Origin of the sequence: Streptomyces sp. NPDC002785 (assembly GCF_040295565.1) — a bacterium.
GTDB lineage: Bacteria > Actinomycetota > Actinomycetes > Streptomycetales > Streptomycetaceae > Streptomyces.
In genome coordinates this window covers 1-12,557 of sequence record NZ_JBEOVN010000206.1, presented here as the reverse complement: position 1 = coordinate 12,557, position 12,557 = coordinate 1, and the positions used below count along the sequence as shown (strand labels likewise).

Below are 12,557 nucleotides of genomic sequence, written 5' to 3'. Positions count from 1 at the left end.
CTTCGCTCGACCAGGGGAGACCCCATCCGCTTCCTTCCTCCGCCTTGCAATCGAAGCCGCATGACGCCGCTCGCTGATCCGCTCCCTGTCGTGGGGGAGGCCGTCAGCGCCCACCGGACGACGACGTCCAGCGGGGCCCCGCGAAGTCGGCCAGGGCCGCGCCGAGTTGGGGATCCACACCCGGCGAGAGGCCGAGCGGCAGGACGAAGAACCAACCCTCGCCCATGCGGGAGCGGCGCGACGGGCGCGGGGCGCCGACGAGCAGCCGGACCTGGAGCGCGTAGAAGCGCGCGTCCCGACCCCGGACGATCGCGCGGCGCACGGTGATCTCCTCGACATGCCGCCACTCGTAGGAGCGTCGCCTGCGCCCGATCACGGAGGTGACGTCGTCCCGGGTCAGCTCCAGCTCCAGCCGCTGCCGCGGCATGAGCAATCCGGCCACGGTGATCACGGCGCCGATGAAGGGCCAGAAGAGCAGTACCAGCCAGGCGGTCGGGTCCTGCCACTGTCCGGACACGCTGAACCGAACGACGAAAACGCCCATGAGCGGGCCGAACACGGCCCAGTGGGCCAGCGGCAGCCTCCGCGACCGGCCGCGGAGGCGGTAGTGGTCCGCGGTGCGTTCCACCGTTGAGTGACGGGAGTCCGCGAGCGCGGGGACGGGAGCCCTCCCGGAGCTGGGTGAAGCCGTTCCCCGCTCCTGGGCGTGGAGCCCCGCCAGGTGCTCCTGGAGCCTGCGGTTGCGGAAGCGGTACGTTCCGCCCGACAACTGCAGCAGGCCCGCCGCGCGTGCGTCCTTGAGGAACGTCATCAGCCGCCAGGGCACCCGACCCGTCGCCGCGAGCGAGCATCTGGCGAGAATCCAGCGGCTCCACGGACTGAGCAGCACCAGCATCGCGGAGGCGCCCGCCCAGGCGCCGACCGCCGCGCCCCAGCCCCCGCTCCCGCCGTTGAGCCAGAAGAACGCGCCCGCACCGGCTCCGATGAGCGGGGCCACCAGCGTCAGCGTCGTGACGAGCGCGCTCTGCTCGCCGCGCAGGAGTTCGTCGGGGGTGGCGGCGTCCACGGTGTCGGCGGGAGCCGCGTACACGATCATCAGCAGGATGGGCAGTACGCCGCCGACGGAGAACCAGACCAGGACGGCGTCCGGTGTCACGAAGACGTACAGGGCGAGGAGGAGGACGACCAGGGCGGGACCGCCCGCGAGAGCCGCGAGGCGGACCAGAGGACCCACCCGCGCATGCCGGTCGAGGGAGCGCAGCGCGTGGATGAACAGCAGCGGGTTCGCGCTGCGTCGCGGCTCGGCGAGCCGCTGGCCGAACCAGGAGGCGGTCACCGACCGGGCGAGGGCGGCGAAGACGATCCCACCGGTCACATACGTTGTCACACTCAGGTCGCCCAGCGGGGCGCTCTCCGCATAGCCGGACATGCCTGCCTTGATGACGAGGGAGAGCAGGATGCCGGTCACGAGCAGCGCGGGCAGGGCGAGCAGTCGGGGCAGTGGCGCCGCGTACAGCCGCCACCATGCCAGTTCGGACTCCTCGCGACGGCTCAGCAGCAGCGCCAGGTATGAAAGCCAGGCGTGGGCCCGTTCGGCGTCCCAGGTGCGGGGTGGGTGCAGCCGACCGGGGTCCGGTGGTCGCTGCGGAAACGCGGCGGGCACAATCCGGTCGAGCAGGTGCGCCTCGACGGCATCCCGGGTCGGGAACCACTCCCGGTCCACCAACTCTTGTGGATCCGCCGGATGCTGCTCGTACGACCGGCGTACCAGCCACACCATCAGCGGACTGGTCAGGGCCCGGGCGACCGGCGCGGAGGGTTCCTTCCGAAGGGTCTCCAGCAGGCGTGCCCAGGCCGCGGCGCGGGCCGTGGGCCGGGCCCTGCGGAGGTAGTTCGCCACCTCGTTGGGGCGCAGCGGCAGCGACTCGATGACCGTTGAGTGCCGCAGACCCTTGCCCGCCTGGTCGAGGCGCTCGTACTCGGCCGTACGGGACACCAGTACCGCGTCCTGCACGACACCGAGGCCGGCGTTGAGCGCGTCGAGGACCTCGGCGCGGCGGTGTTCGGGCAGTTCGTCGAGGCCGTCGAGGACGGGCAGCACCCGCCGCTCAAGGACGAGCCGGCGGGCGGGATGGACGCCGTCCACGGGCGGCAGACCGGGGTGGTCCTGGCGCAGCCGGTCCATCAGCCACTCGGTGAGCGCCTGCCGCCGGGTGTCCCAGGACTCCAGCGACAGCACGAGCGGGATCGGCACGTCGTCCTCGCCCTGTGTGAGCCGGCGGGCGAGGAGTTCCAGGGTGAGCAGGACGGAGAGCACGGTCTTGCCGGACCCGGCGTTGCCCAGCACGACCAGCCGCCGCCGGGGCTGGAGTCTGAGGAAGGTCCCGGCGATGGTGTCGGTCCCGGAGCCCGCGGGCACGTACTCCCCGGCCGACGCCACTCGTCGGCTGGGCGTCCAGTGCACGGGCAGCGGCTCGGGATCGGTCATGCCCCAGGCGTCGGCCTCGGCCCGCCACCGGTGCAGGAGACTGCGTGCAAGCCTCCGCTCGGCCGTGGCCAGCGGAGCGTCGTCGTCGGGCGGCGGGGACTCCACGCGCAGGGTCAGATTGAGATCACCTTCGAGGATCCCGATCTGGATCAGGTACTCGGCTGTGCAGTCGACCGCGGTGTTGCTGATGTGCGGCCCATCGCCGGAGTCCCGCTGTCTCGCCATGTACGTCCGCCCCCGTCATCGGCCTTCCCACTGTACTCATCGGTGCCCCGGCCGGAGGCGAGAAGCACGTGCTCCTCGCCTCCGGCCGGGGAACGAGCAGGGCGCGTTGTCGCCTTGGCGTGCGGCGACGCACCCCGACGCGGGGCGCGGTCCGCGAAGCCACGTGCCGTGCCCAGGACCCGCGCCCGGTGGTGCCTGTGCTCGGCCGTGTCCTGGGCGAAGGGCACCGCCGCCGACGCCTTCCCGGCCCGCTTCGAACACGGCGCCGCGCCCTGGGGCTGCCAGCTGTCCGGCTCACGATTCCGTCGGGTCCCCGTGGAGGCGTACCGTGCCGAGGATCTTCATGATCGTCGAGTCCGGCAGTTCGTCCTTCACGTCCGTGGCACCGTAAAGACTCCATGCGACGAAGCCGCCCGCGGAGTTCTTGAAGGCGAACGTGATGGCCTTGCCGTCGCTCGCACACTTGCCCTTCTGGGGCGTGTTCCTGGACCGGGCCCAGGCGATGCTGCCCTCGACGCCGGACTTGGTCGTGTACGGCTTCGCCGTCTTGTCGTGAATGATGCTCTTCGTGTCCGGCTGCGTGTAACCGCCGTACACCCACCGCTCCACCTGGCCCAAGGCGGCGTCGCCGGTGCTCTCGGCGCCCTTGGCGCCCTTGGTGCCCGCCGCCGCCAGCCCGGTGCCTTCCACTCGCCCGTCCTTGTCGTCGTCGGACAGGCACCAGTTCTCCTGGAGGACCGCCGGTGCGCCCATGACGATGACGGCCTTGCCCCAGTTGGCGGGGTCGCTGTAGTCAACCTTGCTGTCCTCGAAGCCGATCAGCACGCCCGGCTTCTTGACGACCCAGTTCGGCGGCACGTCGAAGGCCGTGCCCCACTTGGGGTTGATGACGGCCTTCCAGCCCGGGATGGCCGGCCTCTCGGTCTCGCTGCCGCGCGGGTTGCCGGACGCCGGCGCCGAGGCTGTCGCGCTCTTCGAGGCACTCGCCGGCGCTTTCGTGTTCCTGCTGCCGCCGTTGGCGTTGTCGTCCTTGTCGCCACTCAGGAGCAGGGAGCCTGCGACGCCGACGGTTACGACCACGGCCGTGGCCGCAGCGATTGCGACGACCTTCACCCGGTTCCCGCCGCCCCCGCCGCTGGGCGGTTGCGGCCACCTCGGCTGCCGGTAGGGGTTTTGGCCGTGAAGGTTCTGCTCGCCCTCGGGCGGCTCTCCTGACCACATGGTTGGTAACCATAGCCCCGGGCTTTCCCGAGGGGGAGCCGTCCGGCAGGTGATAGGGAAAGCAGGGGGCCTGGGGCACGGCGCGCGAACGCGACCGCAGGGGATGACGGCAAAGACTGTGACGACCGATCCGGTGGCGGGGCGGCCGATGTGCCGGCCTGCAAGGACACTTCAGAACTGGCCGACCGGGTTGAGACGCTCCAGGCCGAGGCGCTCTGCTGGTGCGGAGCACGGGCCACGCACAACGCCCGTACGGTCGGCGGCGAGATGGCCGTCGAAGGTGCCCAGGTGGTCGTGGGAGACGCCAACCAGCAGACGGGCGAGGTCGGTTACGAGGTGCTGTGCCGTCGTCACCACCAGCGCAGGACGATCAGCGCGAGCGCCCGCGCAACCGCGCTCTCACCGGACGTGCTGCCCGTCACCTCCGCCTGAACCGTCCCCTCGGGCGTCCGGTGCGGATGCTTAGGATGACGCTGTGAACACGGTGAGCGGAGAAGAGGCCGAGTCCGAGTCGGGCCCACTGGGCAAGGTGCAGCCGAGGCAGCTGATCGTGACGGTCTACGGGCTGTACGCGCGCGACACCCACGGCTGGATGTCCGTGGCCTCGCTGATCCAGCTGCTCGCCGACCTCGGCGTCGAGGGGCCGACCGTACGGTCCTCGGTCTCCCGGCTGAAGCGCGCCGGACTGCTCGAAGCCGAATCGGTCTCCGGAGCCGCCGGATACCGGATCTCACCCGAGACCGAGCGGATTCTGCGCGACGGCGACCCGCGGATCTTCGCGGCCCGGCGGGCCACCGCGGACGAGGGCTGGGTGCTGGTCGTCTTCTCGGTGCCCGAGTCCGAACGCGCCAAACGGCACACCCTGCGCACCCAGCTCACCCGGCTCGGCTTCGGCTCCGTGTCTGCCGGGGTGTGGATCGCACCGGGACATGTGCACGACGAGGCAGAGGACATGCTTGCCCGGCACGGGCTGCGCTCGTACGCCGACCTCTTCCGGGCCGACTATCTGTCGGTGGGGGGAGGCAAGGACGGGAGCGGGGACCTTGCGGCGAAGGTGCGCTCCTGGTGGGACACCGCCCGGCTGCAGCAGCTGTACGCCGAATTCCTCGCGGTGCACCGTCCGGTGGCCGAGCGGATCGCGAGCGGAGGTCCGGTGACGGACCGCGAGGCGTTCACGACGTACATCAGGGTCCTCACCGATTGGCGCCGGCTCGTCTACCTCGACCCCGGTGTCGCCCGTGAACTGCTGCCGGCCGGTTGGAGCGGAGCCGAGGCGTCCGAGCTTTTCGACGAGCTGCACGCCCGCCTCGCCCGCCCCGCCCATCGACATGTCGAACGGGTCCGGGCCGGCTGACCCACCCTCCCGTGGCCCGGCGGCTCAGCGAGCGGCCGACCGCACGATCGTGAACACCGCGCCCTCCGGGTCCGCCACGGTCGCCACCCGGCCGCTCGACCCGTCCCGGGCCGGCTGCAGGATGTATCCGCCGAGCTCCACCACGCGGTGCGCGGCCTCGTCGGTGTCGATGACCTCGAAGTACGTCATCCAGTGCGGGCCCCGGTCGCGCGGCAGGGCGTGGCCTACGCCGTGCAGCGAGGCCACGGGACGGCCGTTCAGATGCAGGGTCTGGTAGTCGAAGTCGGCCGAGACGACGGCTTCCGCCTCGTAGCCGAAAACCGTCTGGTAGAACTTGCAGACCGCCGAGGTCTCGCTGGTCACCAGCTCGTTCCAGACTGGTGTGCCGTGGGCTCCCGCGAGCGCCGTCCCGACGTGCGCGGCGGCCTGCCAGATTCCGAAGACCGCGCCGCTGGGGTCGGAGGCGATGGCGAGCCGGCCCGCCTCGCCCGCGTCGAGCGGTCCGACGGCGACCGTGCCGCCGCAGGAGCGGATCATCTCCGCCGTGACATCGGCGTCGGCGGTGGCCAGGTAGGTCGTCCAGGCGACCGGTAGGTGGCGGTCGGACGGCAGCTGTCCGATGCCCGCGACCACTTTTCCGTCGATCAGCGCGCGGACATACGGACCCAGCTGGTCCGGGCCGGGCACGAACTCCCAGCCGAACAGATCGGCGTAGAAGTCCTGAGTCGTGCTCAGGCCGTGCACGATCAGACTCACCCAGCATGGTGTTCCGGGCGTGCGCCGAGCGGCAGCCTCGGTCATCGTCACTCTCTCCTCGGACCATCGTGGTGGCCGTACGGGGGGAACGGGGCCGGTGTGCCGCAGTGCGGTACAGGATGTGTACGCCCCGTGCAGATGCTCGCACCACCCGGCGCACGATGTGCCCCGGCCGCGCCGCACATTCCGGGATCTCGACAAAGAGAGACCGATTTGATGCGATACGTCCGTTTCGAAGGTGTTACGGGTGGGGCGGCTCCTGCGCGAGGATGGCACCCATGAAGCCCATCATCACCGCATCCGAATGCGAGAGCGAGTCGGCGGGGCCACGTCCGCCGGTGCTCCTGGACGTACGTTGGCAGCTGGGCGGCCCGCACGGCCGTCCCGACTACGAGGCCGGGCACATCCCCGGTGCGGTTTTTGTCGATCTTGATGCGGAACTTGCCGGTCCGGCAGGCAGTGGCGGCCGTCATCCGCTGCCCGATCCGGAGGAATTCGGCGTGGTGATGCGCCGAGCCGGTGTCTTTCGGGAGAGTCCGGTGGTCGTGTACGACGGTGGCCAGGGCTGGGCGGCGGCGCGAGCCTGGTGGCTGCTGCGCTGGACGGGGCATGAGAACGTCCGGGTCCTGGACGGCGGTCTCGCGGCCTGGAAGGGGGAACTCCAGACGGAGACTCCGACCCCGGCCGAGGGCGACTTCCGGCCCGTCCCCGGCGCTCTGCCGCTGCTGGACGCGGACGGGGCGGCGACGCTGGCCCGCTCGGGTCTGCTGCTCGACGCGAGAGCCGCCGAACGCTACCGGGGTGATGTGGAACCGATCGACCGGGTGGGCGGCCACATCCCGGGTGCCGTCTCGGCCCCGACCTCCGAGAACGCGGGGGACGACGGCCGATTCCTGCCCGCGCAATCGCTGGCGGCCCGCTTCGAGAAGCTCGGCGCAGGCCGGGCGCCGGAGGTGGGCGTCTACTGCGGCTCCGGTGTCTCCGGCGCCCATGAGGTGCTGGCCCTGGCCGTCGCCGGGATCCCTGCGGCGCTGTACGCGGGCTCCTGGTCCGAGTGGTCCGGTGACGAGTCGCGCCCGGTCGCAAAGGGCCCCGACCCCCAGTAACGGAGCGCACACCGGCCCGAAGGCGTGGAACCGCCGTAACAGGTTCCGTAAGCGCACGGCACGAGGGACGCACGCGACATGAGCGGCGCGCACGGCACGAGGCCCGCATGCCGCACGAGGGCCCGTACGCAGCGGCGTACGGGCCCTCGTCATGCTGCGGTCACCCCGCCTCAGTCCTGCTTCTTCCGGCGCGTACCGAAGACGATCTCGTCCCAGCTCGGCACGGCGGCCCGGCGGCCCGGTCGGACGCCGTCCGCCTCGGCCTGGCGGTCCGTCGTCCCGGTCAGCCGGTCACGGTGGCCGGCCACCGCTCGCGGCATGAGCACATCCGCGTAGGCGGAACCGGCGCCTGCGGAGGCTGCCGCGGCTGGCGGTTCATCGGCCTCCGGCTCCTGCGCGGCGGGCTCGATGGCCGGAGGCTCGGGCGGCGCGGGCCGCTCGGGCACCACCATGTCGCCGCGGAAGCTCGGCACCGCCTCCAGCAGGCTGGTCAGCGAATCGCGCTCGCCGGCCGAGATGCCGCCGATGTGCTCCTCCGGCTCGGGCGCGGGTGCCGGCGCCGTGGGGCGCTCCATCTGGCGGTCCAGGGCACGGTCCAGTGGTCGGTCGCGTGGCAGCCGGGCGATCCGGGGCACGAACGGGAAGCTCGGCTCGGGCGCGGCGACATCGTCGGTCTCGCCGATCAGCGAACGCGCCTCGTCGTCCACGGCCTGGACCAGTCGGCGCGGCGCGTCGTACGTCCAGCTCGCCGAGTGCGGCTCGCCCGCGACCCGGTAGACCAGCAGGACTTCCCAGGTGCCGTCGTCACGGCGCCAGGAGTCCCACTGGACGGTCTCCTTGTCGGCGCCGCGCAGCAGCAACCGCTCCTGCACCGCCTCGCCGAGCTGGGGGCCGGCGTTCTCGCCGGGACGGCGTACAGGAGTCTTCCGGGCCCGCTCGGCCATGAAGGCACGCTCTGCGAGCACGGGACCCTCGAAGCGGCGGACACGGTCGACCGGAATCCCTGCGAACTGAGCGACCTCCTCCGCGGACGCACCGGCTCGTATCCGGGCCTGGATGTCGCGGGGGCGGAGGTGGCTCTCCACCTCGATCTCGATCTGGCCGAGCCGGGCGCGGTCGTTGCGTACGGCGGCTCGCAGCCGCTCGTCGATCGGAAGCGTGTACTCCGTGCTGTCCGCAGCCTTGAGCACCAGTCGTGTGCCGTCATTGGAGACGGCCACGACACGCAGTTCGGGCATGGGGACCTCCCGGGTGGTGCCTGCCGACGTCACGTGCGTCGCTGCTTCCGCTAGTCGAGTGTGGCCTGCCCGGGTGCAGCCTGCCACAACATTGCCGTGTTGCCCGGCGTGTCGGGCGGGAGCCCTTGATCGCCGGTATGACACGGTGACCTATTGTGCAACAAAAAGCGACCAGTGGTCGCTCCATGTAGCCAGTCCCCGTGCGATGCCGTGGCGCCGCCGGATCGAGTGCCTCCTTCGGCCCCCTCCCGAAGATCCCGGACATCCGTGTGGGAGTCCGGCCCCAGGGCTCGCCACAGTACTCCATTCGGGCCATGCGGGTGGACCGCCGCGCCGCCGAAGTTCTCGTGAGGTGCGGGGGTTGAGCTGTCCGGCCGGGTGCGGGTTGACCTCACGCGTGTCCTGCTTCACAGAATCTCCCGAAGCGGAACTATTCACTTCGCTCACATGTCCCTTCCTGTTGCATGGTGGGAGAGATGTCAATCAAGGGCTGGAAATGGTGCAGAAGCCGGAAAGTGACATAGAACCCAAAGAAAGGCGTATAGATCTGAGCCTGCCGCAGGTGGCGGGCAGCGCCGTGGCAGCAGTCGCGGCAGCGGTGGCGGCCTCCCAGCTGGGCGTGTACGGAACGATCCTCGGCGCCGGAGTGATGAGCGTCGTCGCCACGTGCGGCGGTTCGGTCTTCCAGCACCTCTTCCGCCGCACCGGGGAGCAGATCCGTGAGGTCACGGTCCAGGTGAAGCACCCGGGCCGTGAGGTGACCGTACATACGCGTGAGACGGGTGGTGCGCGCACAGCCACGACCATGCCGCGTGACACGGACGCCACGACCGTACTGCGCAACGTGGCGGACGATCCGGACCGTACGCAGCTGCTGAGACCGCTCGACGGGACCCGGTTGCTCACCACGGGGCGCCCGGGCCCGGACGAGGAGTTCTCCGAAGCCACCACCCACGGCACCCGCATCCGCGGCTGGAAGCGGTCGGCGCTCGGGGCGGTCGTGGTCTTCGCCGTGACGATGGCCGGCATCACCACTTTCGAGCTGGTCTCCGGCAACGGCCTGAGCGGTGGCCAGGGAACGACCGTAGGCTCCGTCGTACGCGGCGGGGAGCGGGGCTCCGGGTCGAACGACCCGGCACCGGCGACCAGCACCGACCCCGGCCGGACCAGCACCGACCCCGGCCAGGGGCAGACCCCGGGCCAGGAGAGCGGCGCGACGCCCGGTACGGACTCGCAGGGCGGACAGAGCCGGAACCCGGACTCCGGGAAGGGCGACGGTTCCTCGGCCGATCCCAGCTCCAGGCCGTCCGACAACACCGGTGGTGGGACGAGTCCGTCTCCGACGGCCACACCCTCCCAGGACGCGCCCGGCGACGGCACCGCGGCCGACCCGAACTCCACGGGCGCGGGCGTCGCCCCGGTGCAGGGCGACCGCGCCACCACGGACACAGGCACGGGCACCGGACAGTGAACGGCCGCGACGCTCAGTCGCCCAGCACCCGGCGCAGATAGTCGTTGCCGAAGAGGCGGTCCGGGTCCAGCCGGTCGCGTACGGCGGTGAACTCGCCGAACCGCGGGTACACCCCGGCGAGGTAATCGGCGTCGCGGGTGTTGACCTTGCCCCAGTGCGGGCGGCCGGCGTGGGCGGTCATGATCTGCTCGACGGCGGTGAAGTACGCCTGGTAGGGCGTGCCCTTGTACAGATGGACGGCGATGTACGCGCTCTCCCGGCCCGAGGCCGTGGAGAGCGCGATGTCGTCCGCGGGGGCGGTGCGGACCTCCACCGGGAAGCTGATCCGCAGCGGTGAACGCTCGACCATCGCCTTGACCTCGCGCAGCGCCTCCACGGCGGCCTCGCGCGGCAGCGCGTACTCCATCTCCACGAAGCGGACCCGGCGTGGGCTGGTGAAGACCTTGTACGGGATGTCGGTGTACGTGCGGGCCGACAGGGCGCGGCTGGAGAGCTGGGCGATCGACGGAATGGCGGCGGGGACCGCCCGGCCGAGCGAACAGGCCACCTGGAAGATGCCGTTGGAGAGGAGCTCGTCCTCGATCCAGCCGCTGACCTTTCCGGGCGGGGCGGCGGGGCCCGCGCTGCGATTGTTGCGCTTGGTGTTGCAGTTGCCGGTGTGCGGGAACCAGTAGAACTCGAAGTGCTCGTTCTCGGTGACCAGTTCGTCGAAGCCGTTCGTGACCCGGTCGAAGCTCATCGGCTCCTCACGGGCCGTCAGCAGGAAGACCGGCTCCACGGCGAAGGTGATCGCCGTGACGACCCCCAGGGCGCCGAGCCCGATCCGGGCGACGGCGAAGACGTCGGCGTTCTCCTTCTCCGAACAGGTCAGCACCGTGCCGTCGGCCGTGACCAGTTCGAGGGCGCGGATCTGCGCGGATATGGACGCCGAGTCACGCCCGGTGCCATGGGTGCCGGTCGAGGTGGCGCCTGCGACTGTCTGCTCCATGATGTCGCCCATGTTGGTGAGCGACAGGCCCTCCCGGGCCAGAGCGGTGTTCAGCCGCTTCAGCGGGGTACCTGCCTCGACGGTCACCGTCATCGCCCTGCGGTCGATCTCCCGGATGCCGGTGAGCAGATCCGGGCGGATCAGCACACCGTCGGTGGCCGCCGTCGCGGTGAAGGAGTGCCCGGTGCCGACCGGCTTCACCTTCAGACCGTCCTCGGACGCGCGGCGCAGCACCTCACCGAGCTCCGCCACGGAAGCGGGGGACACGGCCCGTTCCGGACGGGCCCTGACGTTCCCCGCCCAGTTACGCCACGCGCTCGTCGTCGTCCGTGCGTCGGTGTCGGTCATCTTCCCCGAGCCCTTCCGTAGGAACCGGCCCGCCGAGCCGGCGGTACCCCAGGAACGCCACCGCGGCCGCGAGCGCTCCCGCCACGGTGGGCACCGCGTACCCCGCCTCGGCTCCGGATGCGTCGACCACCCAGCCGGCGGCCGAGGAGCCGAGCGCCACACCGACGGCGAGCCCGGTGCTGGTCCAGGTCATGCCCTCGGTCAGCTCGGTGCGTGGTACGTGCTGCTCGACGAGGGCCATCGTGGTGACCATCGTCGGTGCGATGGCGAGGCCCGCGACAAAGAGCGCCACGGCCAGAAACGGGAGGCTCCCGGCCAGTTGGAGGGGGATCATACTCACGGCCATCGCGCACACGCCCACCAGCCACCGGGTGGACGGCTTCCCCTTGAGGTGCAGCAGGCCGAAGACCGCACCGGCCAGACAGGACCCCAGCGCGTACACGGCAAGCACGAGGCTCGCCGCGGCCTTGTGACCCTGCTCCTCGGCGAAGGCCACCGTCACCACGTCGACGGCCCCGAAGATCGCACCGGTCGCCACGAACGTGACCACGAGCACCTGGAGGCCCCGGGAGCGCAGCGCGGTGCCGCCGGTGTGGTGCTCGCGCGGATGCGGCACCGGCTCGGTGGCGCGCTGCGCGGTCAGCCAGAGGACACCGACCAGCAGGAACCCTGCGGCGAGAAGCGGGCCGGCCTCCGGGAACCAGGCGGTGGACAGGCCGATCGAGATGATCGGCCCGAAGATGAAGCACACCTCGTCGACGATCGACTCCCACGAGTACGCGGTGTGCAACTCCCGCGGCGAGCCGCGGTAGATCTCCGCCCAACGGGCCCGGATCATCGAACCTACGCTGGGGACACAGCCGGCGCCCGCCGCGAAGACGAAGAGCGTCCAGTCCGGCAGCCGCTGCTGCGCGCAGATCAGGAGACCGGCCACCGCCGCCAGCGCGACGAGAGTGGCGGGACGCAGGACGCGGCTCTGCCCGTGCCGGTCGATGAGCCGGGAGATCTGCGGCCCGATCACCGCAGCCGACATCGCCAGCGTCGCGGAGAGCGCGCCGGCGAGGCCGTAACGGCCGGTGAGCTGGGAAACCATGGTCACGATGCCGATGCCCATCATGGACAGCGGCATCCGGCCGAGGAATCCGGCCGCCGAGAACCCCTTGGTGCCGGGGGCGGCGAAAATCGCGCGGTAGGGACTGGGCAAGGAGGGCTCCACAACGGCGTGATCGCACGCGCCTGTCATGCGTGAACTTACGACCTCCCCCACGACAGGGAGCGGGCTCCCGACGTCATGCGACTCCGCTCGCGGCGTTGTCGTCAGTCAGCGACGCTCTGCGTCGCTTCCTTCCTCCGCCTTGCAAT

Annotated in this window: 9 protein-coding genes and 1 pseudogene; 4 read left to right on the top strand and 6 right to left on the bottom strand. The window is 71.1% G+C overall.

The features are described from left to right. Positions 1-103: 103 nt before the first annotated feature. Complete coding sequence (locus tag ABTZ94_RS31650) at positions 104-2,713, bottom strand: NACHT domain-containing protein (protein ID WP_351205921.1); 2,610 nt, start codon at positions 2,711-2,713, stop codon at positions 104-106. 294 nt (positions 2,714-3,007) lie between these two features. Next, a complete protein-coding gene (locus ABTZ94_RS31645) occupies positions 3,008-3,934 on the bottom strand; it encodes a DUF8017 domain-containing protein (protein WP_351205919.1) in 927 nt (308 codons plus the stop codon). 171 nt (positions 3,935-4,105) lie between these two features. On the opposite strand from ABTZ94_RS31645, the pseudogene ABTZ94_RS31640 reads away from it, so the two are divergent. Further along, a pseudogene (locus ABTZ94_RS31640) lies at positions 4,106-4,366 on the top strand (thymidine kinase); the annotation flags it as partial. Between the two features lie 43 nt (positions 4,367-4,409). Continuing rightward, positions 4,410-5,288, top strand: a complete 879-nt coding sequence (locus ABTZ94_RS31635) for a PaaX family transcriptional regulator (RefSeq protein WP_351205917.1) — start codon at positions 4,410-4,412, stop codon at positions 5,286-5,288. A 24-nt stretch (positions 5,289-5,312) separates the two neighbouring features. On the opposite strand, the gene ABTZ94_RS31630 is transcribed toward ABTZ94_RS31635, so the two are convergent. Beyond that, positions 5,313-6,089: a VOC family protein gene (locus tag ABTZ94_RS31630; RefSeq protein ID WP_351205915.1), complete on the bottom strand. Its 777-nt coding sequence runs from the start codon at positions 6,087-6,089 to the stop codon at positions 5,313-5,315. A 233-nt stretch (positions 6,090-6,322) separates the two neighbouring features. On the opposite strand from ABTZ94_RS31630, the gene ABTZ94_RS31625 reads away from it, so the two are divergent. Then, entirely contained in the window at positions 6,323-7,150 is an 828-nt protein-coding gene (locus ABTZ94_RS31625; protein WP_351205913.1) for a sulfurtransferase, read from the top strand. Between the two features lie 170 nt (positions 7,151-7,320). Here ABTZ94_RS31625 and sepH read toward each other — a convergent pair whose 3' ends face one another. Next, positions 7,321-8,388: a septation protein SepH gene (gene sepH, locus ABTZ94_RS31620; RefSeq protein ID WP_351205911.1), complete on the bottom strand. Its 1,068-nt coding sequence runs from the start codon at positions 8,386-8,388 to the stop codon at positions 7,321-7,323. Positions 8,389-8,884: 496 nt separating this feature from the next. Here sepH and ABTZ94_RS31615 point away from each other — a divergent pair, with 496 nt between their 5' ends. Next, positions 8,885-9,859: a hypothetical protein gene (locus ABTZ94_RS31615; protein ID WP_351205909.1), complete on the top strand. Its 975-nt coding sequence runs from the start codon at positions 8,885-8,887 to the stop codon at positions 9,857-9,859. A gap of 13 nt (positions 9,860-9,872) precedes the next feature. Here the strand turns inward: ABTZ94_RS31615 and ABTZ94_RS31610 are convergent, their stop codons facing one another. Together ABTZ94_RS31610 and ABTZ94_RS31605 are read right to left on the bottom strand one after the other, a co-directional pair. Further along, positions 9,873-11,195: a D-arabinono-1,4-lactone oxidase gene (locus ABTZ94_RS31610; RefSeq protein WP_351205907.1), complete on the bottom strand. Its 1,323-nt coding sequence runs from the start codon at positions 11,193-11,195 to the stop codon at positions 9,873-9,875. Continuing rightward, complete coding sequence (locus ABTZ94_RS31605; RefSeq protein ID WP_351205906.1) at positions 11,152-12,399, bottom strand: MFS transporter; 1,248 nt, start codon at positions 12,397-12,399, stop codon at positions 11,152-11,154. Before ABTZ94_RS31605 ends, ABTZ94_RS31610 begins: the two co-directional genes overlap by 44 nt. Positions 12,400-12,557: the final 158 nt, after the last annotated feature.

Coding starts and splice junctions, on each gene's coding strand:
- ABTZ94_RS31650 (WP_351205921.1), bottom strand. CDS start 2,713: ATGGCGAGACAGCGGGACTCCGGCGATGGGCCGCACATCAGCAACACC.
- ABTZ94_RS31645 (WP_351205919.1), bottom strand. CDS start 3,934: ATGTGGTCAGGAGAGCCGCCCGAGGGCGAGCAGAACCTTCACGGCCAA.
- ABTZ94_RS31625 (WP_351205913.1), top strand. CDS start 6,323: ATGAAGCCCATCATCACCGCATCCGAATGCGAGAGCGAGTCGGCGGGG.
- ABTZ94_RS31615 (WP_351205909.1), top strand. CDS start 8,885: ATGGTGCAGAAGCCGGAAAGTGACATAGAACCCAAAGAAAGGCGTATA.
- sepH (WP_351205911.1), bottom strand. CDS start 8,388: ATGCCCGAACTGCGTGTCGTGGCCGTCTCCAATGACGGCACACGACTG.
- ABTZ94_RS31610 (WP_351205907.1), bottom strand. CDS start 11,195: ATGACCGACACCGACGCACGGACGACGACGAGCGCGTGGCGTAACTGG.
- ABTZ94_RS31630 (WP_351205915.1), bottom strand. CDS start 6,089: ATGACCGAGGCTGCCGCTCGGCGCACGCCCGGAACACCATGCTGGGTG.